Genomic DNA, 26,920 nt, shown 5'->3' on the forward strand with positions numbered 1-26,920 from the left:
CCGGTCCGGAAGCAACGGCTCGATCCGCGCCCACTGCGCATCAGTCAACGGCACACCCGGACCAACGACCAACTGATCCAAACGAAACTGCCTAGCCCCGACCGGCCGCCGGCAGCAGTCTCGGCGTCGGGCGGGGCAGGAGGGACAACGGGTTCAGGTAGGCCTCGCCCGACAGCAGGCCCCAGTGCAGGCACGGCTCCCCGCAGTGGGAGCCCTCCGTCAGTACGGCCACGACCTGGCCCGCCGTGACCTGCTCGCCCTCCGACACGAGCGGCCGGATCGGTTCGTACGTCGTGCGCAGGCCGCCCGGGAGGGTCAGAGACAGCACCCCGCGCCCGGCGACCAGCCCCGCGTAGTGGACCCGGCCCGGGCCCACGGCGCGGAGCTCCGCCCCCACCGGGGCGGCCAGATCCACCCCGCGGTGGCCCGCCGCGTACGGGGTCGGCGGCGGGTCCCACCAGCGGGCCACCACCAGTGGGGGCGGCAGCGGGCGGGCCCCCGGCGCGAGCGCCTGTGCCAGGGTCAGCAGCAGCGTGAGCAGCAGAGTCGTCATGGTCCGAAGGATCCCGCGCACCGCGCGGCGGGGCCCGGGGCTGTGGACGGAAGGCCGGGTGTGGACAACGGCGTCACCTGGCATACCGCCCGGTCCCGTACACTTCTTGTGGCGATCCGGGTCACCGGGTCGACTTCGCACGCCCCAGCACCAGCCGCTCAGGCAGGGTGCGAGCGCCTCTCGGTCCCCTTTCGGGGGCAGGGCGCGTCGGGGCGTCAGGAACCAGAACCGAGAAAACCAAGGAGATGGCCATGGCCGTCGTAACGATGCGGGAGCTGCTGGAGAGCGGCGTCCACTTCGGTCACCAGACCCGTCGCTGGAACCCGAAGATGAAGCGCTTCATCTTCACCGAGCGCAACGGCATCTACATCATCGACCTGCTCCAGTCGCTGTCGTACATCGACCGCGCCTACGAGTTCGTCAAGGAGACCGTTGCCCACGGCGGCTCCATCATGTTCGTCGGTACGAAGAAGCAGGCCCAGGAGGCCATCGCCGAGCAGGCGACGCGCGTCGGCATGCCGTACGTCAACCAGCGCTGGCTGGGTGGCATGCTCACCAACTTCTCCACCGTCTACAAGCGCCTCCAGCGTCTGAAGGAGCTTGAGGCGATCGACTTCGAGGACGTCGCCGCCTCGGGTCTCACCAAGAAGGAGCTCCTGGTCCTCTCCCGCGAGAAGGCCAAGCTGGAGAAGACCCTCGGTGGTATCCGCGAGATGTCGAAGGTCCCCAGCGCCGTCTGGATCGTCGACACCAAGAAGGAGCACATCGCCGTCGGTGAGGCGCGCAAGCTCCACATCCCGGTCGTCGCGATCCTCGACACCAACTGCGACCCCGACGAGGTCGACTACAAGATCCCGGGCAACGACGACGCGATCCGCTCCGTCACCCTGCTCACCCGCGTGATCGCCGACGCCGTCGCCGAGGGCCTCATCGCCCGGTCCGGCGCTGCGACCGGTGACTCGAAGCCGGGCGAGAAGGCCGCCGCCGAGCCGCTCGCCGAGTGGGAGCGCGACCTGCTTGAGGGCGAGAAGAAGGCCGACGCCGAGGCCGCCCCGGCCGAGGCCGCTGCCGAGGCCCCCGCCGAGGCTCCCGCTGCCGAGGCTCCCGCCGCCGAGGCGCCGGCCGCCGACGCCGAGCAGGCCTGACCCACTGAGAGCGCCCGGCGTTCACGCGCCGGGCACTCGCAGCACGGACGATGACGGCGGGGGAGCCGCGCCACGAGCGCGCCTCCTCCGCCGTTCACCCGTAGATCTACGACTTCGAGAGAGAATCACAGACTCATGGCGAACTACACCGCCGCTGACGTCAAGAAGCTCCGCGAGCTCACCGGCGCCGGCATGCTGGACTGCAAGAACGCGCTGGTCGAGGCCGACGGTGACGTCGAGAAGGCCCAGGAAGCCCTCCGCATCAAGGGCCAGAAGGGCGTCGCCAAGCGCGAGGGCCGTTCTGCCGAGAACGGTGCCGTCGTCTCCCTGATCGCCGACGACAACACCTCCGGTGTCATCGTCGAGCTGAAGTGCGAGACGGACTTCGTCGCCAAGGGCGAGAAGTTCCTGGCCGTCGCCAACCAGCTGGCCGCGCACGTCGCCGCCACCTCCCCGGCCGACATCGAGGCGCTGCTCGCCTCCGAGATCGAGCCCGGCAAGACCGTCACCGCCTTCGTCGACGAGGCGAACGCCAACCTCGGCGAGAAGATCGTCCTGGACCGCTTCGCGCAGTTCACCGGCGGTTACGTCACGGCGTACATGCACCGCACCATGCCCGACCTGCCGTTCCAGATCGGTGTCCTGGTCGAGCTCGACAAGGAGAACGCCGAGGTCGCCCGCGGCGTCGCGCAGCACATCGCCGCGTTCGCCCCGCAGTGGCTCTCCGCCGAGGACGTCCCGGCCGAGAAGGTCGAGTCCGAGCGCCGCATCGCCGAAGAGGTCACCCGCGCGGAGGGCAAGCCCGAGGCTGCCATCGCCAAGATCGTCGAGGGTCGCGTCAACGGCTTCTTCAAGGAGGCCACCCTCCTCGGCCAGCCGTACGCCCTGGACAACAAGAAGTCCGTCCAGAAGGTCCTGGACGAGGCCGGTGTCACCCTGAAGCGCTTCTCGCGCATCAAGGTCGGCATCTGAGTCCGTCCGTACAACGACGGACACCGGACCCCGGTAGGGTCTGAAGCAGTCGTCCGCGTGCGCGCGGAACGACCGCAGATCTGACGAGGAGGCCATTGCCGCAGAGGGAACCGCGAGGACCCACCGGCAATGGCCTTCTTCGTATGTGCACGAGGAGATCTCCATGAATCAGGGCGTGGACCCCCACACCGCTTCCGACGACAAGAGCGACCACGACAAGAAGGGCCGCCGCTTCATGCTGAAGCTGTCCGGCGAGGCCTTCTCCGGCGGCGGAGGACTGGGCGTCGACCCCGACGTCGTCCATGCCATCGCCCGCGAGATCGCCGCGGTGGTCCGCGACGGCGCGGAGATCGCCGTCGTGATCGGCGGCGGCAACTTCTTCCGCGGCGCCGAACTCCAGCAGCGCGGCATGGACCGCGCCCGGTCCGACTACATGGGCATGCTCGGCACCGTCATGAACTGCCTCGCCCTCCAGGACTTCCTGGAGAAGGAAGGCATCGACTCCCGTGTGCAGACGGCCATCACCATGGGCCAGGTCGCGGAGCCGTACATCCCGCTGCGCGCCGTGCGCCACCTGGAGAAGGGCCGCGTCGTCATCTTCGGCGCCGGTATGGGCATGCCGTACTTCTCCACCGACACCACGGCCGCCCAGCGCGCCTTGGAGATCGACGCCGAGGCCCTGCTCATGGGCAAGAACGGCGTCGACGGCGTCTACGACTCCGACCCCAAGAAGAACCCCGACGCGGTGAAGTTCGACGCGCTGGAGTACAGCGAGGTGCTCTCCCGCGACCTCAAGGTCGCCGACGCCACCGCGATCACGCTGTGCCGTGACAACAAGCTGCCGATCCTCGTCTTCGAACTGCTCGCCGAGGGCAATATCGCCCGCGCCGTCAAGGGTGAGAAGATCGGCACGCTCGTCAGCGACCAGGGAACCCGGGCCTGAGCAGTCCGCCGCCGGGCCCGGCCCTACGCGGCCGGGCTCGCCCCGCCCGCCTGAACCATCCATTCAAGACATGCAGGAGCACGTGGTGATCGAAGAAATCCTCCTCGAGGCCGAGGAGAAGATGGAGAAGGCCGTCGTCGTCGCCAAGGAAGACTTCGCCGCGATCCGCACCGGTCGTGCGCACCCGGCGATGTTCAACAAGATCGTGGCGGACTACTACGGCGCCATCACCCCCATCAACCAGCTCGCGTCCTTCTCGGTGCCCGAGCCGCGCATGGCCGTGGTGACCCCGTTCGACAAGAGCGCCCTGCGCAACATCGAGCAGGCCATCCGCGACTCCGACCTGGGGGTCAACCCCAGCAACGACGGCAACATCATCCGGGTGACCTTCCCCGAGCTGACGCAGGACCGCCGCAAGGAGTACATCAAGGTCGCGCGGACCAAGGCCGAGGACTCCAAGGTCTCGATCCGCTCCATCCGCCGCAAGGCGAAGGACGCCCTCGACAAGCTCGTCAAGGACAAGGAGTCCGGCGAGGACGAGGTGCGCCGCGCGGAGAAGGAGCTCGACGACACCACCGCGAAGTACGTCGCGCAGGTGGACGAGCTGCTCAAGCACAAGGAAGCCGAGCTCCTCGAAGTCTGATGAACGACTCTCCCTGGGCCACGGAGCCGGTTCCGGCGGGTCCCGCATACGATGCGCTGGTGGGCCCCCACACTCGGCCCATGCCCATCGTTCCCGATGCCGCCGGCCGTGACTTCGACGACCGGGAAGCACGCGACCGGGGGGCCGCCGCCGACGGCGGCCCCCCGTTCCGCGCCGAGATGCCGCCGCAGGAGCCCATGCCCAGCCCCCCGCCTCCGCCTTCGCAGGCACCGCACAGTGACTCCCCGCCGCCGAAGAAGCGGGCGGGGCGGGATCTGCGTGCCGCCATAGGGGTCGGCGTCGGCCTCGGCGCGGTGATCGCCGCTTCGCTGTTCGTCGTCAAGGCCGTCTTCGTCGGCGTCATCGTCGTGGCGGTCGTCGTGGGCCTGTGGGAGCTCACCTCCCGGCTCCAGGAGAGGAAGGGCATCAAGGCGCCGCTCGTCCCGCTGGCGATCGGCGGCGCCGCCATGGTCATCGCCGGATACGTCCGCGGGGCCGAGGGCGCCTGGGTGGCCATGGCCCTGACCGCGCTGGCGGTCCTGGTCTGGCGGATGACGGAGCCGCCGGAGGACTACCTCAAGGACGTCACGGCGGGCGTCTTCGCGGCGTTCTACGTGCCGTTCCTGGCCACCTTCGTCGCGATGCTCCTCACCGCGGACGACGGCCCGCAGCGGGTGATCACCTTCCTGCTGCTGACCGTGGTCAGCGACACCGGGGCCTACGCGGTGGGCTGGCGCTTCGGCAAGACCAAGCTCGCGCCGCGCATCAGCCCCGGGAAGACCCGCGAGGGTCTGTTCGGCGCTGTGACCTTCGCGATGGCGGCCGGCGCCCTGTGCATGGAGTTCCTGATCGACGGCGGCGCCTGGTGGCAGGGCCTGCTGCTGGGGCTCGCCGTCGCGGTGAGCGCCACGCTCGGCGACCTCGGCGAGTCGATGATCAAGCGGGACCTGGGCATCAAGGACATGGGCACCCTGCTGCCGGGTCACGGAGGCATCATGGACCGGCTCGACTCCCTGCTGCCGACCGCCCCGGTGGTGTGGCTGCTGCTGGCGGCCTTCGTCGGCACCGGCTGAACCCCGGCGGGGCGGTTACCCTTGAAAGGCGCGCTGCTTCTGCGGCGCGCCTTTCGTCTTACGAGGAGTACCTGCCATGGCCCGCCCCGTCCCGGGAGAGCTCACCTTCGTCGCCCCCCGTGGAGCCAAGAAGCCGCCCCGGCATCTCGCCGACCTCACCCCCGAGGAGCGGCGCGAGGCGGTCGCCGCGATCGGTGAGAAGCCGTTCCGGGCCAAGCAGCTCTCGCAGCACTACTTCGCCCGCTACGCGCACGACCCGGCGCAGTGGACGGACATCCCCGCTGGTTCCCGCGAGAAGCTCCAGCAGGAGCTGCTGCCCGAGCTGATGAACGTGGTGCGGCACATCTCGTGCGACGACGACACCACCCGCAAGACCCTGTGGAAGCTGCACGACGGCACGCTCGTCGAGTCGGTGCTGATGCGCTACCCCGACCGGGTCACCATGTGCATCTCCTCGCAGGCCGGCTGCGGTATGAACTGCCCGTTCTGCGCCACCGGCCAGGCCGGCCTGGACCGCAACCTCTCCACCGCGGAGATCGTCCACCAGATCGTCGACGGCATGCGCGCGCTGCGCGACGGGGAGGTCCCCGGTGGCCCGGCCCGGCTGTCGAACATCGTCTTCATGGGCATGGGCGAGCCGCTGGCCAACTACAAGCGGGTCGTCGGCGCCATCCGCCGCCTGACCGACCCCGAGCCCGACGGCCTGGGCCTGTCGCAGCGCGGCATCACCGTCTCCACCGTGGGCCTGGTCCCGGCGATGCTGCGGTTCGCCGACGAGGGCTTCAAGTGCCGCCTCGCGGTCTCGCTGCACGCCCCGGACGACGAGCTCCGCGACACCCTCGTCCCCGTGAACACCCGCTGGAAGGTCCGCGAGGTCCTCGACGCCGCCTGGGAGTACGCCGAGAAGTCGGGCCGCCGGATCTCGATCGAGTACGCCCTCATCCGCGACATCAACGACCAGGCCTGGCGGGGAGACCTGCTCGGCCGGCTGCTCAAGGGCAAGCGCGTCCACGTCAACCTGATCCCGCTGAACCCGACGCCCGGCTCGAAGTGGACGGCCTCGCGTCCCGAGGACGAGAAGGCCTTCGTGGAGGCCATCGCCCGCCACGGCGTGCCGGTGACCGTACGTGACACCCGCGGTCAGGAGATCGACGGCGCCTGCGGCCAGCTCGCGGCCTCGGAGCGCTGACCGGACCGGAGCGCTGACCGGAGCCCTGGGTTCCGGCTCCGGTCGGCCGGAATCGGCCACGGGGTACCCTGTGGCCGAACCAATTGCATATTCCGACAGGGGAGCGCCACAGCGCTGAGAGTGCGGTAACCGTCATCCGCAGACCCTCTGAACCTCGCCCCGGTCATTCGGGGTAGGAAGTTCGGTCATCACTCAAGCTGTTGCGCCCTGCCCGGCGTGCGCTCGACAGAGCGCCGGGCAGGGCCGCGTCTTCTCCTGGTCATCCCAGGAGGAATACACCAGTGAGCACCACCAGGAAGATCGCGGGCACCGTGCTCGCGGCCGCGCTCGGCGTCACGGCGCTCAGCGCCTGCGGCAGCGACGCGAAGGACAAGCCGGCGGCCGGCGGCACGAGCAGCGCGCCGAAGTCCAAGACCGTCACCCTCGTCTCGCACGACTCCTTCAACGTGACCGAAGCGGTCCTCAAGGAGTTCGAGCAGCAGAGCGGCTACACCGTGAAGGTCCTGAAGTCGGGGGACGCGGGCGCCGCGCTCAACCAGGAGATCCTGACCAAGGGCTCCCCGCGCGGCGACGTCTTCTTCGGCGTCGACAACACGCTGCTCTCGCGGGCGCTCGACAACGGCATCTTCACCCCGTACGAGGCCAAGGGCCTGGGCGAGGTCAAGCCGGAGTACATGCTCGACAAGGAGCACCGGGTCACCCCGGTGGACTCCGGCGACATCTGCGTCAACTACGACAAGGCGTACTTCGCCGACAAGAAGATCGCCCCGCCGCAGACGCTGGACGACCTGGTCAAGCCGGAGTACAAGAACCTGCTGGTCACCGAGAACGCGGCGACCTCCTCGCCCGGGCTCGGCTTCCTGCTCGCCTCCGTCGGCAAGTACGGCGAAGACGGCTGGAAGGACTACTGGAGCAAGCTCAAGGCCAACGGCGTCGAGGTCGTCGACGGCTGGGAGCAGGCCTACAACGAGCGCTTCTCGGGCTCCGCGGGCGGCAAGAAGGCCAAGGGCGACCGCCCGCTGGTCGTCTCCTACGCCTCCAGCCCGCCGGTCGAGGTCCTCTACTCCGACCCGCAGCCGGCCGAGGCCCCGACGGGCGTGGCGACCGGCACCTGCTTCCGCCAGGTCGAGTTCGCCGGCCTGCTGAAGGGAGCGAAGAACGAGGAGGGCGGCAAGGCGCTCATCGACTTCCTCGTCGGCAAGAAGTTCCAGGAGGACATGCCGCTCCAGATGTTCGTGAACCCGGTGGTCAAGGACGCGAAGCTGCCGGAGCTGTTCACGAAGCACGGCGTGGTGGTCGAGAAGCCGGAGAACGTCGCTCCGGACACCATCGCCAAGAACCGTGAGCAGTGGGTCAGGACATGGTCCTCGCTGGTCGTGAAGTAGGACGCGAGAGCGCTCCTGCACAGGAGGGCGTACGCGGTACGGCCGTCAGACTCGCCCTGATGGCCGTGCCCCTCGTCTTCTTCGGCCTGTTCTTCGCCTATCCCGTGGTCGCGATCGTCGGCCGCGGGGTCAAGACCGACGAGGGCTGGCAGCTCGGCCGGATCGGCGAGGTGCTGGCCCGGCCCGACATCGCCGACGTGCTCTGGTTCACCACCTGGCAGGCGCTCGCGTCCACGGCCCTCACGCTGCTGGTCGCGCTCCCCGGCGCGTACGTCTTCGCACGCTTCGAGTTCCCCGGCAAACAGCTGCTGCGGGCGCTGGTCACCGTCCCGTTCGTGCTGCCGACCGTGGTCGTCGGCACGGCCTTCCTGGCGCTGGTCGGGCGGGGCGGGCTGCTGGACGAACTGTGGGGCGTCCGGCTGGACACCACGGTCTGGGCGATCCTGCTCGCCCACGTCTTCTTCAACTACGCCGTCGTCGTCCGGACGGTGGGCGGGCTGTGGGCGCAGCTCGACCCGCGCCAGGAGGAGGCCGCCCGGGTGCTGGGCGCCGGCCGGTTCACGGCCTGGCGGCAGGTGACGCTGCCCGCGCTGGGGCCCGCCGTGGCCGCCGCCGCGCTCATGGTCTTCCTGTTCACCTTCACCTCCTTCGGCGTCGTGCAGATCCTGGGCGGCCCCTCGTACTCCACGCTGGAGGTGGAGGTCTACCGGCAGACGGCGCAGCTGCTGGACCTGCCCACGGCCGCCGTCCTGACGATGGTGCAGTTCGCTGCGGTCGGGGCCGTCCTCGCCGTGCACGCCTGGACCGTGCGCAGACGGGAGACGGCCCTGCGGATGGTGGACCCGGCGCGGACCGCGCACCGCCCCCGCGGCCTGGCGCAGCGGGCGCTGCTGGGCGCGGTGCTGGCGACGGTGGCGCTGCTGATCGTGCTGCCGCTGGGCGTGCTGGTCGAGCGGTCCTTCGACGCGCCCGGCGGGTACGGGACGGGCTTCTACCGGGCGCTGCAGGACGCGAGCGGCGGCACCTTCCTCGTCCCGCCGTTGGAGGCGATCGGGAACTCCCTCCAGTACGCGCTGGCCGCCACCGCCATCGCCGTGCTGATCGGGGGGCTCGCGGCGGCGGCGCTCACCCGGCGCGGAGGCCGGTTCGTGCGCGGGTTCGACGCGCTGCTGATGCTGCCCCTCGGGGTGTCCGCGGTGACGGTGGGCTTCGGGTTCCTGATCACCTTGGACGAGCCGCCGCTCGATCTGCGGACCTCGTGGATCCTGGTGCCGCTCGCGCAGGCGCTGGTGGGGGTGCCGTTCGTCGTACGGACCATGCTGCCCGTGCTGCGAGCCGTGGACGTGCGGCTGCGCGAGGCCGCCGCCGTGCTCGGGGCGTCTCCGCTGCGGGCCTGGCGGGAGGTGGACCTGCCGCTGGTGCGGCGGGCGCTGCTGATCGCGGCCGGGTTCGCCTTCGCGGTCTCGCTGGGGGAGTTCGGGGCGACCGTGTTCATCGCCCGGCCGGACCGTCCGACCCTGCCGGTGGCCGTGGCACGGCTGCTGGGGCGCGCCGGTGAGCTGAACTACGGGCAGGCGATGGCCCTGAGCACGATTCTGATGCTGGTGTGTGCGGTGTCGCTGCTGGTGCTGGAGCGGCTGCGACCCGACAAGACCTCGACCGCAGGGGAGTTCTGATGACGTTGCTCGAACTGGCCGGGGTCACGGTCCGCTTCGGCGAGCGCGCCGTCGTCGACTCCGTGGACCTCCGGGTCGCCGAGCACGAGACCGTGTGCGTGCTGGGGCCGAGCGGCAGCGGCAAGTCCACGCTGCTGCGGGTCGTCGCCGGGCTCCAGCCGGTATCGGCCGGTCGGGTCCTGCTCGGCGGAGCGGACCAGGAGCGGGTGCCGGTGCACCGGCGCGGGGTGGGGCTCATGTTCCAGGACCACCAGTTGTTCCCCCACCGCGACGTCGCCGGGAACGTGGCGTTCGGCCTGCGGATGCGGGGCTCGGCACGCGCCGCCGCGTACGGGGACCGGGTCGCCGAGCTGCTGGAGCTGGTCGGCCTGCCCGGAGCCCAGCGCCGGTCGGTGTCCTCGCTGTCGGGCGGTGAGCAGCAGCGGGTCGCCCTGGCGCGGGCGCTGGCCCCCTCGCCGCGGCTGCTGATGCTGGACGAACCGCTGGGGCAGCTGGACCGGGGGCTGCGCGAGCGGCTGGTGGTGGAGCTGCGGGAGCTCTTCTCCCGGCTGGGGACCACGGTGCTGGCCGTCACGCACGACCAGGGGGAGGCGTTCGCCCTGGCCGACCGGGTGGTGGTGATGCGGGACGGGCGGATCGCCCAGGCGGGGACCCCGCTGGAGGTCTGGCAGCGGCCGGCTTCGGAGTTCGTGGCCCGGTTCCTGGGCTTCGAGAACGTGGTCCCGGCGACGGTGTCGGGCGGCGCCGCGGATACCGCCTGGGGCAAGGTCCCGGTTCCGGCGGGAGCCCCCGAGGGGGAGCGGCGACTGCTGGTCCGCCCGGCCGGGGTCGTCCTCGTCGGTGACGGCCTGCCCTGCGAGGTGCTGTCCCGTACCTTCCGCGGCACCCACGTCGCGCTGCGGCTGCGGCCGGAGTCGGGCCCGGAGCTGGAGGCCGAGTGCGGGCTGGACGGCGCTCCGGCGGTGGGTGAGCGGGTGGCGGTGTCCTTCACCCCGTCCGAGGTGGTCGTCCTCCCGCCGCCGTAGCCGCGGGGGCGGGTCGGCGGCGCAGGGCTCCCAGGTAGACCCCGGCGAGGATCAGCGGGGTTCCCAGCAGCAGTGTGGGCGTGAGCGGTTCGTCGTCCAGCCAGGCCGAGGCCACGATCGTGACGACCGGGACCACCACGAAGGCGTACGCGGCCCGTGACGCGCCCCAGCGCTGGATCACCAGCAGGTAGCTCACGAAGACCAGGATCGAGCCCGCCACCACCAGATACGCCAGCGACCACCAGGTGGTGGCCCGCTCCGGCAGCACCCAGCGGTCGCCCGCGAGGCGGGAGCCCGCGAACAGGGCGACGGCGCCCGCCGCCATTCCGACGGCGTTCATCGCCACCGGATGGACCTTCGGGAGCCGCTCCACCAGGACGGCCGCCTGGGCGAAGCACAGCACGGCGCCGAGCAGGGCCAGGAACGCGGACGGCGGAGCCGAGCCCTGAAGCGGAGCCCGGGAGATCACCGCGACCCCGGCGACGGCGCACAGCGTGCCGAGGAGTGCCACCGCGCGCAGCCGTTCCTGCCCCTGCAGCACGGAGAGCAGCAGGGTGACCAGCGGCACCAGGGCGAGCACCGTCTGGCCCAGCCCCGCGTGGATGTCCTCCAGGGCGTAGTAGGTCAGCGCGAAGGTGAGGCCGAAGTTCAGCAGCCCGAAGAGCACCGCCCCGGCCAGTGCCCTGCCGCGCGGCCACGGGAGGCGCCGCGCGGTCATGACCAGGGCCAGCAGCAGGGCCGCCGCGCCGAACCGCAGGGCGGCGCTCCACAGGGCGTCGAGCTCGCGGACGCAGAGCCGGATGCCGACGGCGTTGCCCCCGGCGAGCACGGAGCCCGCCACGAAGCAGACCGTCGCCACCCGGTCGCGGCGGGGGTCCATGCCCCCACCGTAGGCGGCCCCGCGGGGGCCCGCCGCGCGGTGCCCGCCGGCCGGAAAACGGTGAGGGGGCTAGCGGACGGACACCGGCTCGGGCGCCGGGGCGGCCTCGGCCTCGGGGGCTTCGTGGTTCCCGTACCAGGCCACGGCGACGGCCCCGGCCACGGCGAGGACGAAGCCGAGTACGGCCAGCCAGGCGAGGCCCGGCCGGGAGGCGTCGCCCAACCAGAGGACGCCGATCGCACCCGGCAGGACGGTCTCGCCGACGACCAGTGCGGCCGTCGCCCCGTTCACCGAGCCGATCTGCAGGGCCACCGTGTGCAGGTACATGCCGCCGACACCGGCCAGCAGGATGGCGTAGAGGGCCGGGTCCGCGAGCAGGGTGCCGAGGTCGAAGGGGTCGATGCCGTCCAGGATCCGGACCCCGACGCCCAGTGCGCCGAAGGCCAGGCCCGACAGCAGACCCGCCAGGATGGCGGCCCGGCCGCCCAGCAGCCGTACGGCCACCGTGCCGCCCGCGATGATCAGCAGGGTCACGGCGAACAGCCACCAGTGCGTGGCCGCGGGGGCGTGGTGGCCGCCCTCGTGGCCCGCCGCCGTCGCCAGCAGCACCAGCGCCGCGCACACCGTCCCGATCGAGGCCCACTCCTTGCGGGTGAGCCGGATGCCCAGCATCCTGACGCTGAGCACGGCCGTGATCACCAGGTTGGCGCTGATCACCGTCTGGGAGAGGAACAGCGGCAGCAGCCGGGCCGCCAGGGCGCCCAGCCCGAAGCCCACGAAGTCCAAGACGGTGCCGACGATGAACTCCCAGGTCAGTGCGGCCTTCGCGGTGGAGGACAGGTTCGGGCCGCCGTGCGCGGTCGTCCCGGCGTCGGCCGGGGTCCCCCGGGCGGCCCTGCGCGAGCCCACGGCTTGCAGGACGGATCCCGTGCCGTAGCAGATGGACGCCGCGACAGCGGTCAGCAGGCCTATGAGCACCGGGGGCTCCGTTCACGTCTGGTAGTGCGTTACCTCTGCCAGACGCGAGAACCACGCCGGACGTTGCCTGGAGACGCCGGCGTATTGCCCGCAGGCGCGTCAGCCCATGGCGGCGAGCGCCGCCGGGACCTCGTCCACCGAGTCGACCAGCGCGATCCGCGACTCCATCGCACGGCCGCGCGCCAGGGCCCGGAGCAGGGGCCAGGCGGGCAGGAGCTCGGTCCAGTGCGTCCGTCCGACCAGCACCATCGGGGTCGGCTCGCCGCGCGAGGCGTAGTAGTTCGGCGTCGCGTTGTCGAAGATCTCCTGCACGGTGCCGGCCGCGCCCGGCAGGAAGACCACGCCCGCCGTGGACCGGGCGAGCAGCCCGTCCTCCCGGGTGGCGTTCGCGAAGTACTTGGCGATGTGGCCCGCGAAGGCGTTCGGCGGCTCGTGCCCGTAGAACCAGGTCGGGATCCCCACCGAGTCGCCGCCCGCTGGCCAGCGCTCGCGTACGGCGAACGCCGCCCGCGCCCAGTCGGAGACGGAGGGCGCGAAGGAGGGCGCCTTGGACAGCAGCTCCAGTGCCTCGGGCAGGGCGTCGTCCGGGGCGGGGGCCAGGTAGGCGCCGAGGTTGGCCGCCTCCATCGCGCCCGGGCCGCCGCCGGTGGCCACCGTGAGCCCGGAGCGGGACAGCGCCCGGCCCAGCTCCGCCGCGCCCCGGTAGTCGGCGCCGCCGCGCGCCATGGCGTGGCCGCCCATGACACCGACGACCCGGATGCCGGCGAGGTGCTCGTCGAGGGCGTCGGAGATGGCGTCGTCGTGCACCGAGCGCAGCATCGAGGAGAAGACGTCGCCGTCCGCCTTGGTCTCCTGGAACCAGGCGTACGTCTGGGCGTCCGAGGTGGCCTCGTAGCCGGCGGAGAGCCCCGCGAACAGCTCGTCGGCCGTGTAGAGCAGTCCCCGGTACGGGTTGAACGGCAGGTCCGGGACCGGCGGAAAGACGAGGGCGCCGTCCGCACGCACCTTCACCGCGGCGTCGGGCTCCATCGCGCAGCCCAGGAAGACGGCGGCGGAGGTGTCGGCCGACAGCAGGGCGAAGGTGCGCTCCAGCAGGTTGACCGACTGGATCCGGAAGCCGCTGAGCGAGCCGCGGGCCACGACCTGGTCGAATTCGGCGAGCGTCTCGATCTCGATGTCTGCGTTGACCATTCGGCCCACCCTAAGGGCTGGCCGGGTCAGCGGGTCAGCGCCAGCGACGTCAGCTCCGCCACACCCCAGCTGAACGGCACGCACACGGCCAGCAGCGCCGACGCCCGCAACACGGCCGCCGTACGCAGGAGTCCGCCTGCCGTCCCCAGGTCGAGGAGGGCCGCGCGGGTGGCGGCCCGGGACTGGCGCACGTCCACCGCCGCTGTGAGGAGAGTCGCAGCCGCGCACAGCACCACCAGCGCCGCGGCGGCCCCGGTCAGCGGACCGAGCGGGGCGGGGCCGTCGCCCGCGGCGCGCAGGGCCGAGGCGGTGAGGGCGCCCGACCCCACCGCGCACAGCACCCCGAGGGGACGGCCGATCCGGGACGCCTCCTCCTGGAGGGCCCGCCCGGCCAGCAGCCGCAGCGCCCCCGGGCGGACGGCCTGGAGGGCGGTCCCGCAGGCGTAGGTCAGACCGGGTCCGGCGAAGGCGAGCCCGACGGCGGTCAGCGCCCAGCCGGCCGCCATGCCGAGGCCCCCCGGGCCCGCGTACGCCTCGACGGCGAGCCCGCTGGCGGTGAGGGCGATGCCCCACGGCAGCCCGCTCTGCGGGGGCTGCGGGGTGCGCGGGCGCAGGGACAGGACGGTGGCGGCCGCAGTGGTCAGGGGGACCAGGGCCAGCAGGGTGAGGGCACCGGCCAGGGGCAGCGGCTGCCCGGCGTGCAGCAGCCGGGCTCCGGCCCCGTCGAAGGGGAGCCCGGCGAGCTCGCCCCGCAGGTGCAGGAAGACGGCCAGGGCCAGGGCGCTGCCGAGCGTCCCGGAGACGGCGGTGGAGACGGCCGCGACGAGGGTGAGCCGTACGGGTCCCAGTCCGACGGCGTCCATGCCCTCCCGGGGCCGCGTGGCCGGGTCGGCCTTGGCGACGGCGACCGCGAACTGCACGGTGACGGCGAGCGGCACCAGGGCCCACACCAGCCGCGGGAACGATCCGGCGGGGCGGTCCACGGCTTCGGCGAGCACGTACAGCAGCAGGAAGCCGGCACCGGCGCAGGCGCCCGCCACCAGCAGCCTGCGCAGCTGGACGAGCGGGCGGGAGCCGCGGGCTAGGCGGAGAGCGAGCACGCGGCCTGGCCCTCCGGGGTGTCGTCGGGCGGGCCGCCGAGGCCCGTGAGGGCGCTGACGGCGGCCGCGGTCCCCGCGGAGCGGCCGTCGAGGAGGGCGATGCGGCGGTCGGCGACGGCCGCGGTCTCCTCGTCGTGGGTGGCCAGCAGGACGGTGATGTCGTGGGAGCGGGCCGCGGTGGTGAGCGTCCGCAGCAGCAGGGCGCGCTCGGCCCGGTGCAGCGGGGCGGTCGGCTCGTCGGCGAAGACCACCGCCGGCTCGTTGACCAGGGCCCGGGCGAGGGCGACCCGCTGCGACTCGGCGCGGGTGAGCGCGCCGGGGCGCCTGCGGGCCAGACCACTGATGTCCAGGCGGTCCAGCCAGGCGCAGGCCGCGCGTTTGGCGGTGCGGTGCGAGGCCCCGGTGAGCAGCAGGGGCAGGGCGGCGTTCTCCCACACGGTGAGCTCCGGCAGCAGCCGGGGCTCGGGGCCGATCCACCCGAAGCGGTCGCGGCGCAGCCGTTCGCGGGCCAGGGCCCCCATGGTGTGGACGGGCACGCTGTTGAACCAGACCTCGCCCTGCTCGGGTACCAGCTGCCCGGTCAGACACCGCAGCAAGGTCGTCTTCCCGCTGCCGCGCGGACCGGTCAAGGCCAGGATCTCGCCCTGGCGGACGCCGACCGAGACCCCGATGAGGCCCGGAGAACCTCCCCCAGACTTCGTCCGGGGGGACCCCCTGTGGGAGTAGTGAACGGACCGTGCCCAGAGGACGTCGTTGTCCGGTGGGGCGTTGTCCGGTGGAGCCACCATGGCGTACACCTCCGTCCGGGGGAACGAAGCGGAGCCCGCTGAAGTCACTGGGGCCGCACTGAGATGTAAAGAGACAAACGTCCCGGAAGCGGACGGCACGCGGCCCGGACCCCTCGTTCTCACCTGAACGGAGGATCCGGGCCGTGTGGGCGGGCGCTTTAGAGCTTGGTCCACGCCTCGGTGAGCACCGAGCGCAGGATGCCTTCGATCTCGTCGAAGGTGCCCTGGTCCGCGATCAGCGGCGGGGCCAGCTGGATGACCGGGTCACCTCGGTCGTCGGCCCGGCAGTACAGGCCGTTGTCGAAGAGCGCCTTGGACAGGAAGCCGTAGAGCACGCGCTCGGTCTCCTCGTCCGTGAAGGACTCCTTGGTGACCTTGTCCTTGACGAGCTCGATGCCGTAGAAGAAGCCGTTGCCGCGGACGTCGCCGACGATCGGCAGGTCGTGCAGCTTCTGCAGCGTCTTGAAGAAGGCGTCCTCGTTGTCCAGCACGTGCTGGTTGAGGCCTTCCTTGTCGAAGATGTCGAGGTTGGCGATCGCCACCGCGGAGGACACCGGGTGTCCGCCGAAGGTGTAGCCGTGCAGGAAGGTGTTGTCGCCCTTGTAGAACGGCTCGGCGATGCGGTCCGAGACGATGCAGGCACCGATCGGGGAGTAGCCCGAGGTCATGCCCTTGGCGCAGGTGATCATGTCCGGGACGTAGCCGAACTTGTCACAGGCGAACATCGTGCCGAGGCGGCCGAAGGCGCAGATCGTCTCGTCGGAGACGAGGAGCACGTCGTACTCGTCGCAGATCTCGCGGACCCGCTGGAAGTACCCGGGCGGCGGCGGGAAGCAGCCTCCGGCGTTCTGCACCGGCTCCAGGAAGACGGCGGCGACAGTGTCGGCGCCCTCGAAGAGGATCTGCTGCTCGATCTGGTCGGCGCACCAGCGGCCGAAGGCCTCGGGGTCGTCGCCGTGGATCGGGGCGCGGTAGATGTTGGTGTTCGGCACCTTGCGCGCGCCGGGGACCAGCGGCTCGAAGGGGGCCTTCAGGGCCGGCAGGCCGGTGATGGACAGGGCGCCCTGCGGGGTGCCGTGGTAAGCGACCGCACGCGAGATGACCTTGTACTTGGTGTGCTTGCCCTGCAGCTTGAAGTACTGCTTGGCGAGCTTCCACGCGGTCTCCACGGCCTCGCCGCCGCCGGTGGTGAAGAAGACCTTGTTCAGGTCACCGGGGGCGTAGTCGGCGAGGCGCTCGGCCAGCTCGACGGCCTTGGGGTGCGCGTACGACCACACGGGGAAGAACGCGAGCTCCTGGGCCTGCTTGTAGGCGACCTCGGCCAGTTCCTTACGGCCGTGACCTGCGTTGACCACGAACAGTCCGGCGAGACCGTCCAGGTAGCGCTTGCCCTTGTCGTCGAAGATGTAGGTGCCCTCGCCCCGCACGATGGTGGGGACGGGGGAGTTCTCGTACGACGACATGCGGGTGAAGTGCATCCACAGGTGGTCGTACGCGGTCTTGGAGAGGTCCTGGCTCACGGGCTATCGAGTTCCCCACATGTAGGTCTGCTTCTTCAGCTTCAGGTAAACGAAGCTTTCGGTGGATCGCACGCCGGGGAGCGCGCGGATCTTCTTGTTGATCGTCTCCAGCAGGTGGTCGTCGTCCTCGCAGACGATCTCCACCATCAGGTCGAACGAGCCCGCGGTCATGACCACGTACTCGCATTCGGCCATCTGGGTCAGTGCGTCGGCCACCGGATCGAGGTCTCCCTCGACGTTGATGCCGACCATGGCCTGGCGTCGCAGGCCCACGGTGAGCGGGTCGGTGACGGCGACGATCTGCATGACGCCCTGGTCGAGCAGCTTCTGCACGCGCTGGCGCACTGCTGCTTCCGACAGGCCCACGGCCTTGCCGATCGCCGCGTAGGGACGGCGCCCGTCCTCCTGCAGTTGCTCGATGATCGCCAGGGACACAGCATCGACCGAAGGGGACGGTTGTCTGTTCCTGGAATCTGCGCTTCGACTGACCACGACTTCACTGTGCACGAGGAGTCGTCTGTTCCGCAAGACGAAATCGATGAAATCCGTTGTCTGTGCATGTGGATCTCACTGATTTCGTAGTTGGTGGCGTCTGGCCCTGTCGAAAGCGTCCGCCGAGAGGCTAGGCTTGGGATTCGTCTCAATCGTTGGACATGTGATCAGGAGTGTGGCTGTAGTGACCACCGAACTGCGTCGTCTGCGCAACTACATCGGCGGAGAGTTCAAGGACGCCGCCGACGGGCGGACCACCGAGGTGGTCAACCCCGCCACCGGCGAGGTGTACGCCACCGCCCCGCTCTCCGGCCAGGCAGACGTCGATGCCGCCATGGCGGCGGCAGCGGCGGCCTTCCCGGGCTGGCGCGACACCATCCCGGCCGAGCGGCAGAAGGCCCTGCTGAAGATCGCGGACGCCTTCGAGGCGCGCGCGGACGAGCTCGTGGCCGCCGAGTCGGAGAACACGGGCAAGCCGCTGGGTCTGACGGCCAGCGAGGAGCTGCCCCCGATGGTGGACCAGATCCGCTTCTTCGCGGGTGCGGCCCGCCTCCTGGAGGGCCGCTCGGCCGGCGAGTACATGGACGGGATGACCTCGATCATCCGCCGTGAGCCGGTCGGCGTATGCGCCCAGGTGGCGCCGTGGAACTACCCGATGATGATGGCCGTGTGGAAGTTCGCCCCCGCCATCGCCGCGGGCAACACCGTGGTGCTCAAGCCCTCGGACACCACCCCGGCCTCCACCGTCCTGATGGCGGAGATCATCGACTCGATCCTGCCCAAGGGCGTCTTCAACGTCATCTGCGGTGACCGCGAGACCGGCAAGGCCATGGTCGAGCACCGCACCCCGGCTATGGCCTCCATCACGGGCTCCGTGCGCGCGGGCATGCAGGTCGCCGAGAGCGCCTCGAAGGACGTCAAGCGCGTCCACCTGGAGCTCGGCGGAAAGGCCCCCGTCGTGGTCTTCGAGGACGCCGACATCGCCAAGGCCGTCGAGGACATCGCGGTCGCGGGCTACTTCAACGCCGGCCAGGACTGCACCGCCGCGACCCGCGTGCTCGTGCACGAGTCCATCCACGACGAGTTCGTCTCCGCGCTCGCCAAGGCCGCCGCGGACACCAAGACGGGCCAGCCGGACGACGAGGACGTGCTGTACGGCCCGCTGAACAACCCGAACCAGCTCAAGCAGGTCGCGGGCTTCATCGAGCGCCTCCCCGCGCACGCCAAGGTCGAGGCGGGCGGCCACCAGGTCGGCGAGAAGGGCTACTTCTACGCCCCGACCGTGGTCTCCGGCCTGAAGCAGGACGACGAGATCATCCAGAACGAGGTCTTCGGCCCCGTCATCACCGTCCAGTCCTTCGCCGACGAGGCCCAGGCCCTGGAGTACGCGAACGGCGTCGAGTTCGCCCTCGCCTCCTCCGTGTGGACCAAGGACCACGGCCGCGCGATGCGCATGTCCAAGAACCTCGACTTCGGCTGCGTGTGGATCAACACCCACATTCCGCTCGTCGCCGAGATGCCCCACGGCGGTTTCAAGAAGTCCGGTTACGGCAAGGACCTCTCCGCCTACGGCTTCGAGGACTACACCCGCATCAAGCACGTGATGACCTCGCTCGACGGCTGATCCCCCTCCGGGCGGCCGCACCGGGCACCCGAGGATCTTGAAGGGGCGGGCAGTGGACACTGTGTCCATTGCCCGTCCCTTCGTGTGTACCCGAGGCTCTCCCCATGCCTGAACTCGCCTTTTCCCGCCGCGCGGTGCTGCGCGGCCTCGCTGTCGCGGGCCTGACGGCCGCATCCCTCACCGGCTGCGGTGTGCCCGCCGCCTACGTCCCCGAGGGTCGGCGGGGAGGGCAGGACCGCTCCGACCGGGAGCGGAGCGTCTCCTTCTCCAACTGGCCGCTCTACATCGACACCGACGAGGAGGACGAGCAGCGCCGCCCGACGCTGGCCGCCTTCACGGAGCGCACCGGGATCGAGGTCCGGTACACCGAGGAGATCAACGACAACGACGAGTTCTTCGGCAAGGTCAGCCCGGCGCTGATGAACCACCAGGACACCGGCCGCGACCTGGTGGTGGTCAGCGACTGGATGGCCGCCCGCTTCGTCCACCTGGGCTGGGCGCAGAAGATGGACCGTGCGGCGCAGCCGAACGTGGCCGAGCACCTCGACCCGCAGCTGCGCGCGCCCGCCTTCGACGAGGGCCGTGTGCACACCGTGCCCTGGCAGTCCGGGATCACCGGGATCGCCTACAACCGCAAGGCCCTGGGCCGGGAGCTCAAGTCGGTGGGCGACCTGTGGCATCCGGACCTGGCCGGCAAGGTCACGCTGTTCTCCGGTCTCGACGAGTCCTTCGCCCTGCTGATGCAGGGCAACGGCGTGGACGTCACCCGGTGGACCGAGTCCGACTTCCACCGGATGTGCGACCAGGTGGAGCGCATGGTGAAGAAGAAGCACATCCGCCGCTTCACCGGCAACGACTACACCTCCGATCTGAGCAAGGGTGACGTACTGGCCTGCCAGGCCTACTCCGGCGACGCCGTCCAGCTCCAGGCCGACAACCCCGACATCGAGTTCGTCGTTCCCGAGGAGGGCGGCGAGCTGTGGGCGGAGAGTCTGCTCGTCCCCAACCTCGCCCGGCACAAGGCCAATGCCGAGGCCCTGATCGACCACTACTACGCCCCGGACGTGGCCGCGGAGCTCGCCGCCTCCGTCAACTACGTCTGCCCGGTGCCGGCCGCCCGCGAGGTCCTGGCCGCCTCCGCCGACAGGGAGACCGCCGAACTGGCCGAGAACCCCCTGATCTTCCCCGACGAGGAGATGCGCAGACGCCTCGCGGTGGCCCGGGACATCTCCTCGGCCGAACGCCGCTCCCTCGCCGCGCGCTGGAACGCCCTCGTCGGGGTGTGACCACCGCCACGCCACGGATCTGAACATGTTCAGGATTTTGGCTGAACGCGTTCAGAAACCGGCGTAGTCTCCTTCCATGAGCGAGAGAAGCGCCCTCGAACGGCGGATCCGTGTCTGGCTGGTCCTGTTCACCGTCTGCCTGGCCCTCAGCGGGCTCACGGCCTTCCCTCTCGTCAGTGAGCTGCACTGGGCCAACTCCCTGCTGTCGAACGAGTGGCTGCGGCGCGTGGGAGCCGGCCTCGACCAGGCCGATGCGGACTACCCCTTCCTCCTCTACGGAACCGACTGGCTCGCCTTCGCCCACCTCGTGATCGCGGTGTTCTTCTACGGAGTCCACCGCGACCCCGTCCGCAACATCTGGATCGTCGATGCCGGCATGATCGCCTGCGTCGGGGTGATCCCGCTGGCCCTGATCTGCGGCCCGATCCGCGGCATCCCCTTCGGCTGGAGCCTGATCGACATGTCGTTCGGCGTGTTCGGAATCCTCCCCCTGCTGGTCCTGCGCCGCATGATCAAGCGCCTTGAGGCCATGCCTGTTTCGTGAATGCGGCCATCACGATGTCGAACGCCACCTTGTTCATCTCCTGGCCCTTGGCATCCGTGGAGTTCACCGAGTAGACCAGCGTGCGGGAGAGGTCGCGCGTCCCGCCGATCACCGTGCTGTAGCCGTAACGCGAGCCCGTCTTGCCGTACGTCACCGTGCCGTCGGGCAGCACGAGCCGCTTCAGACCCGCCGTCTGCGCCGCGTCCTCCCCGCTCTCGAAGTCCTTCACCGCAGGCACCGTGAACATCTCCTCCAGCTGCGCCTTCGGCACCAGCCGGCCCGAGAACAGCGCCACGGTGAACTTCTCCAGATCCGCCGTGGTCGATATCAGGTCCCCCGCGGCCCAGTTGGACCAGGAATTCCACTCGGTGACATCGACCAGCGAGGTGGGGCCGCCGGACTGTCCCACCGCCTGGTAGCCGTGGTTGTACGGGCCCGGTATGCGGTTCTGCGCCGGGGACGGGAACGAGGTGTGGTGCAGGCCCAGCGGTTCGAGGATCCGGGCGGACACGGCCTTCTCGTACGTGGTCCCCGTCAGCTTCTCGATCAGCACGCCCAGGACCGTGTAGTCGATGTTGAGGTAGTGCTGCTTCTCGCCCGGCCGGAACTCCGGCCCCTTGGCCACTGCATCGGCGATCAGCGCGTGCGGGTCGACCATGTCGAAGCGGTGGGCGTACTGCGCCTCGAACGAGTCCCCCGGGCCGTCGGCCGGCCGGATCCCGCTCGTGTAGTTCAGCAACTGCCGGACGGAGACGGGCTCGAAGCCGCCCGGGCCCGGCGGCAGCAGCCCCGGCAGGTACCGCTGCACCGGCTGGTCGAGGTCGACCTTCCCCTCGGCGGCCAACTGGAGGACCACCGCCGCCGTGAACGTCTTGGTCACCGAACCCGCCCGGAACCGGGCCTGTGCCGACGCCGCCCGTCCCGTGCGGATGTCGGCGACCCCGGAACTGCCCTGCCAACTCCCGCTCGTACCCCCCACCCGGACCAGCGCCGCCGTGGCGTCCTCGCTGCCCGCTCCGGCGCCGGCTAGCGCCTTCCGCAGCGCGGCCGCGTCCGGCGGAGACCGGAACACCGGCTGCGCGGCCCCGGCGGACACCGGGACGGGCGGCGCGGCGGACGCCGGCGCGGCACGGGCGACGGCCGGGCCGGCCGCGACTCCCAGTACCAGAGCGGTGGCGATCAGCGTGCGCATCCTGACCTTCATGACGGGATCCCCCTGTGGGCCATCCGGAGCCCCTGCGGCCCCCGATGACTCAATGCTGCAGGTCACAGCCCCAGGCGCGGATCACCAGCGAGAGGGATCTTCACCGGTACGACAACTCACCGGTGCGAGGGATCCGACCGCCCCCACCTCACTCCCCAGAGGGAGATACCTCCGGGCCACCCACCGTCCCCGCCGCTATCAGGCCCGTCTCGTACGCGCAGATGACCGCCTGGACCCGGTCCCGCAGCCCCAGCTTCGCCAGCACGTTCCCCACGTGCGACTTCACCGTGTGCTCGCTGACCACCAGCGCCGCCGCGATCTCCGCGTTCGACAGCCCCCGCCCCAGATGCAGCAGCGTCTCCCGCTCCCGGGCCGTCAGCACCTCCAGCCGCTGCGCCGACAGCCCCGCCGCCGCGGCCGGCCGCGCCGTCGCCGCCGTGTACTCCTCGATCAGCCGCCGGGCCACCGAAGGCGCCAGCAGCGAATCGCCCGCCGCCACCACCCGTACCGCATGGACCAGATCGTCCCGCCGCACGTCCTTCAGCAGGAACCCGCTCGCCCCTGCGTGCAGCGCCTCGTACACGTACGCGTCCGAGTCGAAGGTCGTCAGCATCACCGTCCGGCACGTGGTCCCCGCCGTGATCGTCCGGCACGCCTCGATCCCGTCCAGCACCGGCATCCGGATGTCCAGCAGCGCCACGTCCGGAGCCAGCTCCCGCACCGCCGCCACCGCCGCGGCGCCGTCGCCCGCCTCCGCGACGACCTCGATGTCGTCCTGCGCGTCCAGGATCATCGCGAACCCGCTGCGCACCAGCTCCTGGTCGTCCGCCACCACCACACGGATCGTCAACACCCCACCTCCTCCGGCGAGGTTACAAGCGAGAGCTCCACCTGGAAGCCGCGCCCGCCCGGCCCCGGACCGCAGACCGCCCTGCCGCCGTGCGCCGCCGCCCGCTCCCGGATCCCGATCAGACCGTGCCCGCCGCAGAGCCCTCCGGCACCCGGGCCTCCCCGCCCGTCGTCCGCCACCGCCACCCTCAACTCCCGCGGCCGGTACTCCAGTCGCACGGATACCCGCGATGCCCGGGCGTGCTTCACCACGTTCGTCAGCGCCTCCTGCACCACCCGGTGCACCGTCGCCTCCAGCGCCGCCGGCAGCCCGCGCACCGCCCCCGTCCGCTCGTACGCCACCTCCAGTCCGCTGCCCCGGACCCGCTCCAGCAGTCCCGGCAGCTCCGCGATGCCGGGCTGCGGGGCGCGCGGGGCCGCCGCCTCCTCGGTGCGCAGCACCCCCAGCATCGTGCGCAACTGCGCCATCGCGTCCCGCCCGGTCTCGGCGATCGCGTCGAAGGCGGCCTCCGCCCGCTCGGGGACCCGCCGAACCGCCACCGGACCGGCCTCCGCCTGCACGATCATGATGCTGACCGCGTGCGAGAGGACATCGTGCATCTCCCGGGCGATCCTGGCCCGTTCGCGCGCCGCGGCCTGCTCCGCCTCGATCCGGTTCGCCCGCTCCAGCTGGGCCGCCCGGTCCTCCACCGCCGCCGTGTACGCCAGCCGCGTGGCCTGCAGCCGCGCGAGCACGGCGGCCGCCCCGAACACGAACAGGGCGAACAGCAGCTCCTTGGCGGTCTGGGTGTGGAGGGCGACCGAACCGAAGATCACCACGGTCACCACCCCGGCCATGACGCGGCGCACCCGCGCCGTGCACAGCAGCGCGATCGTGTAGACGGCGATCAGCGCGGCGTACGGCAGCGGCTGCCCCGGACCGTCCAGGGACAGCCGGTAGAGCGAGCCCGCCGCGATCACCGCGAAGGCGACCGCCACCGGCGCCCGCCGCCGCCACACCAGCGGCACGTTCATCAGCGTCGTCAGCAGGTACGCCGCCCAGGTGGCCGGGGACTCGCGCGGATCGCGCGGCACGACGAACGGGATCGTCGTCGCGCCCTGCACCAGCAGCGTCAGCCCCAGGTCCTGCCAGCGCGGATCGGCGCGCCGGATCCGCTCCCCGAGGGTGCGTATCACCGGCCGAGCTCGGCCCGTACGGCGGACAGCGCGTCGATGCGGTTCGTGGTCACGGAGTCCGCCCCGGCCTCGATGACCGTGCGCATCGACCGCTTCGTGTCCGCCGTCCAGGCCGACACCAGCAGGCCGTCCCGGTGGAGCGCGTCCGTCAACTCCCGGCTGACCAGCCCGAAGCGGTAGTTGAGCCACCGCGGAGCCACCGCGTCGATCAGCACCCGGCGCGGCGGGGACAGCGTGGTCCAGGTCAGCGCGATCTCCGCACCCGGATCGGCGGCGCGTACGGCCAGCATGCTGACCGGGCCCGCACAGTAGTACGTGCGCTCGCGGGCCCCGCACTCGCGGACCTGCCCGACGACCGTCCGCACGGACTCGTACGTCGCGCCCGGCAGGTCGATCAGCACCCGCCCCTCGCCGGCCACCGCCAGGGCCTCGCGCAGGGTCGGGACCCCACCCTGCGTCAACTCCTTGAGCTGCGGGGCCGTGACGGCGTCGAGGCGCACGTCATGGCCCCACAGCCGCTGGAGCGTGTCGTCGTGGAGGAGCACGGCCTCGCCGTCGCGGGTCAGCCGTACGTCGATCTCGACCGCGTCCGCTCCGCGGGCGAAGGCCGAGCGGATCGAGTTCAGGGTGTTCTCGCGGACACGGTAGGGATCACCGCGGTGGGCGACGGCAGTCAGGGTGCGCATGGCCCCATTCTGCGCAGGCGTCAGCGCGCCGACCAGGCAGCGGTGTACGTGTCGATCTCCTCCTTGATCCTGGCCTTTCCGGCCTCGTCCAGGAAGGAGGCTTCGACCGCGTTCTTCGCCAGCTGCGCGAGGCCGCGCTCGTCGAGGTCGAGGAGCCGGGCGGCGACCGCGTACTCGTTGTTGAGGTCGGAGCCGAACATCGGCGGGTCGTCGCTGTTGATGGTGACGAGCACGCCCGCCCGCACCATCTCCTTGACGGGGTGTCGGTCCAGGTCGGTCACCGCGCGGGTGGCGATGTTCGAGGTGGGGCAGACCTCCAGCGCGATGCGGTGCTCGGCGAGGTACGCGAGGAGAGCGGGGTCCTGGACGGCACTCGTGCCGTGGCCGATGCGCTCTGCGCCGAGCTCGCGGACGGCGTCCCAGATCGTCTCCGGGCCGGTGGTCTCGCCGGCGTGCGGCACGCTGTGCAGGCCCGCGGCCCGGGCGGCGTCGAAGTACGGCTTGAACTGCGGCCGCGGGACCCCGATCTCGGGGCCGCCGAGGCCGAAGGAGACCAGGCCGTCGGGACGCAGGTCCACGGCGAGGCGGGCGGTTTCGGCGGCGGCTTCCAGTCCTGCCTCGCCAGGGATGTCGAAGCACCAGCGCAGGATGACGCCGAGCTCGGCCTCGGCGGCCTTGCGGGCGTCCTCGATGGCCTCCATGAAGGCGTTCTCGTCGATGCCGCGACGGGTGGACGAGTAGGGGGTGATGGTCAGCTCGGCGTAGCGGATGTTCTGCCGGGCCATGTCGCGGGCGACTTCGAAGGTGAGCGTGCGGACGTCGTCGGGGGTGCGGACCAGGTCCACGACGGACAGGTACACCTCGATGAAGTGCGCGAAGTCCGTGAAGGTGAAGTAGTCCGCGAGCGCCTCGGGGTCGGTGGGGACCTTCGAGTCGGGGTGGCGGGCGGCCAGTTCGGCCACGATGCGCGGGGAGGCCGAGCCGACGTGGTGGACGTGGAGTTCCGCCTTGGGCAGCCCCGCGATGAAGGGGGTCAGGTCGGACATGGGGAAGCCTCCGGAAGGGCGCGGGGTGCGGACAGATCGGGCTTCATCGTAGGCAGCCCCGGGGTTGTCCCAGGCAGCGCATAGCATGGCCGTACGAGAAGGGGGAGCCGCATGACCGACCAGAGCCCCGAGGCGAGGGATCCGTGGGCGCCGCCGGAGCGGCCGGCGGCGCAGCCGGGGAGGCCGCAGGCCGCCCCGGGCCCGCCGAGCGTGCACGACCAGGCCACGATCGCGGGGATGCCCGGCGCCGAAATGCCGCCCGGGGCGATACCCGCGCCCGCGCCGATATCCGCGCCGGCTTCGGCGCAGCAGCCGCCCGCGTACGGATACCCGGCCCAGCCGGACCCCGCGGGCTACGCGTATCCGGGGCCGCCGCCGGCCCCGCAGGGCTACGGCGGGTATCCGGGCTATCCGGGATACCCGGGCTATCCCTACCCGCAGCAGAAGAGCAACGGGTTCGGGATCACCGCCCTCGTCCTCGGCATCATCGGCGTGGTCACCTGCTACCTGGGTCTCCTGTTCGGCGTCCCGGCGGTCATCTTCGGCGTCTTGGGCCGCGGCAAGGCCCGGCGCGGCGAAGCCGACAACGAGGGCATGGCCCTGGCCGGCATCATCCTCGGCGCGGTCGGCATCTTCGTCAGCATCCTGATGATCGTGCTCGTGATCGCCGGTGTCCTGCTCAGTGACTCCTCGGGAAGCGGTTCCGACCACGACAGCCCGTACGGGAACTCCAGGGTCCGCGAGCGGATCTGAGCCCACGGCGCCCCGGCCCCGCGTACTGCCGCCCTGCGCGCCGCGCCGGGTCGGGGTCTTCCCACCCGCCCGCGGCCGGAGGCACCCGGGCGGGCGGGCCGGGGCGGCGCCCCCGGTCTAAGTCGCTGCCCGCCGCCGGGGCCACGCGGGCCTCAGGAGATGGGGTGAGAGGGGTGGGGGGGTGGTTGGTTTTTTGTGG

26 protein-coding genes and 1 riboswitch are annotated in these 26,920 nt (G+C 71.3%); of the genes, 13 read left to right on the top strand and 13 right to left on the bottom strand.

What is annotated here, in order from left to right:
* Positions 1-91: 91 nt before the first annotated feature.
* A complete protein-coding gene (locus AB0B01_RS27555; protein ID WP_361724556.1) occupies positions 92-553 on the bottom strand; it encodes a M23 family metallopeptidase in 462 nt (153 codons plus the stop codon).
* Positions 554-804: 251 nt separating this feature from the next.
* Between AB0B01_RS27555 and rpsB the strand changes: the two genes are divergently transcribed.
* The 9 genes from rpsB to AB0B01_RS27600 all read left to right on the top strand — a co-directional run bounded on the left by rpsB (position 805) and on the right by AB0B01_RS27600 (position 10,604).
* A complete protein-coding gene (gene rpsB / locus AB0B01_RS27560; RefSeq protein ID WP_361724559.1) occupies positions 805-1,698 on the top strand; it encodes a 30S ribosomal protein S2 in 894 nt (297 codons plus the stop codon).
* A 135-nt stretch (positions 1,699-1,833) separates the two neighbouring features.
* Positions 1,834-2,670 carry a translation elongation factor Ts gene (gene tsf, locus AB0B01_RS27565; RefSeq protein WP_356847748.1) on the top strand — a complete coding sequence of 279 codons (837 nt, stop codon included), beginning with the start codon at positions 1,834-1,836 and terminating at the stop codon, positions 2,668-2,670.
* Positions 2,671-2,833: 163 nt separating this feature from the next.
* Positions 2,834-3,613: a UMP kinase gene (gene pyrH, locus AB0B01_RS27570; protein ID WP_030162523.1), complete on the top strand. Its 780-nt coding sequence runs from the start codon at positions 2,834-2,836 to the stop codon at positions 3,611-3,613.
* A gap of 85 nt (positions 3,614-3,698) precedes the next feature.
* A complete protein-coding gene (frr, locus tag AB0B01_RS27575; RefSeq protein WP_356847852.1) occupies positions 3,699-4,256 on the top strand; it encodes a ribosome recycling factor in 558 nt (185 codons plus the stop codon).
* Positions 4,256-5,329, top strand: coding sequence for a phosphatidate cytidylyltransferase (locus AB0B01_RS27580; protein WP_361724563.1), 1,074 nt, complete (start codon positions 4,256-4,258; stop codon positions 5,327-5,329). The genes frr and AB0B01_RS27580 overlap by 1 nt, the downstream gene beginning before the upstream one ends.
* A 76-nt stretch (positions 5,330-5,405) precedes the next feature.
* Positions 5,406-6,518, top strand: a complete 1,113-nt coding sequence (gene rlmN, locus AB0B01_RS27585) for a 23S rRNA (adenine(2503)-C(2))-methyltransferase RlmN (protein ID WP_356847750.1) — start codon at positions 5,406-5,408, stop codon at positions 6,516-6,518.
* 87 nt (positions 6,519-6,605) lie between these two features.
* Positions 6,606-6,715, top strand: a riboswitch (TPP riboswitch).
* Between the two features lie 84 nt (positions 6,716-6,799).
* Positions 6,800-7,903, top strand: a complete 1,104-nt coding sequence (locus tag AB0B01_RS27590; protein ID WP_361724566.1) for a thiamine ABC transporter substrate-binding protein — start codon at positions 6,800-6,802, stop codon at positions 7,901-7,903.
* A gap of 59 nt (positions 7,904-7,962) precedes the next feature.
* On the top strand, positions 7,963-9,579 hold the full coding sequence (locus tag AB0B01_RS27595) for an iron ABC transporter permease (RefSeq protein WP_361724569.1): 1,617 nt from the start codon (positions 7,963-7,965) through the stop codon (positions 9,577-9,579).
* The gene (locus AB0B01_RS27600) at positions 9,579-10,604 is read left to right on the top strand and encodes an ABC transporter ATP-binding protein (protein WP_361724572.1); all 1,026 of its coding nucleotides are present in this window, start codon (positions 9,579-9,581) and stop codon (positions 10,602-10,604) included. The genes AB0B01_RS27595 and AB0B01_RS27600 overlap by 1 nt, the downstream gene beginning before the upstream one ends.
* On the opposite strand, the gene AB0B01_RS27605 is transcribed toward AB0B01_RS27600, so the two are convergent.
* The 7 genes from AB0B01_RS27605 to AB0B01_RS27635 form a co-directional block, all read right to left on the bottom strand.
* Positions 10,567-11,484: a DMT family transporter gene (locus AB0B01_RS27605; protein ID WP_361724575.1), complete on the bottom strand. Its 918-nt coding sequence runs from the start codon at positions 11,482-11,484 to the stop codon at positions 10,567-10,569. The two genes, AB0B01_RS27600 and AB0B01_RS27605, sit on opposite strands and share 38 nt — an antisense overlap.
* Positions 11,485-11,553: 69 nt before the next feature.
* The gene (locus AB0B01_RS27610) at positions 11,554-12,462 is read right to left on the bottom strand and encodes a hypothetical protein (protein WP_361724578.1); all 909 of its coding nucleotides are present in this window, start codon (positions 12,460-12,462) and stop codon (positions 11,554-11,556) included.
* A 99-nt stretch (positions 12,463-12,561) separates the two neighbouring features.
* Positions 12,562-13,653 carry an LOG family protein gene (locus AB0B01_RS27615; protein WP_361724581.1) on the bottom strand — a complete coding sequence of 364 codons (1,092 nt, stop codon included), beginning with the start codon at positions 13,651-13,653 and terminating at the stop codon, positions 12,562-12,564.
* A gap of 26 nt (positions 13,654-13,679) precedes the next feature.
* Positions 13,680-14,753 (bottom strand): hypothetical protein, encoded by a 1,074-nt coding sequence (locus AB0B01_RS27620; RefSeq protein ID WP_361724584.1) that lies wholly within the window; start codon positions 14,751-14,753, stop codon positions 13,680-13,682.
* Positions 14,735-15,541, bottom strand: coding sequence for an ATP-binding cassette domain-containing protein (locus AB0B01_RS27625; RefSeq protein WP_361724587.1), 807 nt, complete (start codon positions 15,539-15,541; stop codon positions 14,735-14,737). The genes AB0B01_RS27620 and AB0B01_RS27625 overlap by 19 nt, the downstream gene beginning before the upstream one ends.
* Before the next feature lie 158 nt (positions 15,542-15,699).
* Complete coding sequence (locus AB0B01_RS27630; RefSeq protein WP_361724590.1) at positions 15,700-17,061, bottom strand: aspartate aminotransferase family protein; 1,362 nt, start codon at positions 17,059-17,061, stop codon at positions 15,700-15,702.
* Positions 17,062-17,064: 3 nt separating this feature from the next.
* Entirely contained in the window at positions 17,065-17,568 is a 504-nt protein-coding gene (locus tag AB0B01_RS27635) for an Lrp/AsnC family transcriptional regulator (protein WP_030298396.1), read from the bottom strand.
* A 169-nt stretch (positions 17,569-17,737) separates the two neighbouring features.
* Here AB0B01_RS27635 and AB0B01_RS27640 point away from each other — a divergent pair, with 169 nt between their 5' ends.
* The 3 genes from AB0B01_RS27640 to AB0B01_RS27650 all read left to right on the top strand — a co-directional run bounded on the left by AB0B01_RS27640 (position 17,738) and on the right by AB0B01_RS27650 (position 21,007).
* A complete protein-coding gene (locus tag AB0B01_RS27640) occupies positions 17,738-19,177 on the top strand; it encodes a gamma-aminobutyraldehyde dehydrogenase (RefSeq protein WP_361724593.1) in 1,440 nt (479 codons plus the stop codon).
* A gap of 104 nt (positions 19,178-19,281) precedes the next feature.
* Positions 19,282-20,463, top strand: a complete 1,182-nt coding sequence (locus tag AB0B01_RS27645; RefSeq protein WP_361724596.1) for a spermidine/putrescine ABC transporter substrate-binding protein — start codon at positions 19,282-19,284, stop codon at positions 20,461-20,463.
* 76 nt (positions 20,464-20,539) lie between these two features.
* Positions 20,540-21,007, top strand: a complete 468-nt coding sequence (locus AB0B01_RS27650) for a hypothetical protein (RefSeq protein ID WP_361724599.1) — start codon at positions 20,540-20,542, stop codon at positions 21,005-21,007.
* On the opposite strand, the gene AB0B01_RS27655 is transcribed toward AB0B01_RS27650, so the two are convergent.
* The 5 genes from AB0B01_RS27655 to AB0B01_RS27675 all read right to left on the bottom strand — a co-directional run bounded on the left by AB0B01_RS27655 (position 20,976) and on the right by AB0B01_RS27675 (position 25,968).
* A complete protein-coding gene (locus tag AB0B01_RS27655; RefSeq protein WP_361724602.1) occupies positions 20,976-22,211 on the bottom strand; it encodes a serine hydrolase domain-containing protein in 1,236 nt (411 codons plus the stop codon). The genes AB0B01_RS27650 and AB0B01_RS27655 overlap by 32 nt on opposite strands.
* Before the next feature lie 148 nt (positions 22,212-22,359).
* Positions 22,360-23,061, bottom strand: coding sequence for a response regulator transcription factor (locus AB0B01_RS27660; RefSeq protein ID WP_361724618.1), 702 nt, complete (start codon positions 23,059-23,061; stop codon positions 22,360-22,362).
* Positions 23,058-24,236, bottom strand: coding sequence for a histidine kinase (locus AB0B01_RS27665; RefSeq protein ID WP_361724605.1), 1,179 nt, complete (start codon positions 24,234-24,236; stop codon positions 23,058-23,060). Before AB0B01_RS27665 ends, AB0B01_RS27660 begins: the two co-directional genes overlap by 4 nt.
* Entirely contained in the window at positions 24,233-24,922 is a 690-nt protein-coding gene (locus tag AB0B01_RS27670) for a glycerophosphodiester phosphodiesterase (RefSeq protein WP_361724608.1), read from the bottom strand. The genes AB0B01_RS27665 and AB0B01_RS27670 overlap by 4 nt, the downstream gene beginning before the upstream one ends.
* A gap of 20 nt (positions 24,923-24,942) precedes the next feature.
* Positions 24,943-25,968 (bottom strand): adenosine deaminase, encoded by a 1,026-nt coding sequence (locus tag AB0B01_RS27675; RefSeq protein WP_361724611.1) that lies wholly within the window; start codon positions 25,966-25,968, stop codon positions 24,943-24,945.
* Between the two features lie 111 nt (positions 25,969-26,079).
* Between AB0B01_RS27675 and AB0B01_RS27680 the strand changes: the two genes are divergently transcribed.
* Entirely contained in the window at positions 26,080-26,721 is a 642-nt protein-coding gene (locus AB0B01_RS27680; RefSeq protein ID WP_361724614.1) for a DUF4190 domain-containing protein, read from the top strand.
* Positions 26,722-26,920: the final 199 nt, after the last annotated feature.

Origin of the sequence: Streptomyces sp. NPDC044571, assembly GCF_040647115.1 — a bacterium.
Taxonomy (GTDB): domain Bacteria; phylum Actinomycetota; class Actinomycetes; order Streptomycetales; family Streptomycetaceae; genus Streptomyces.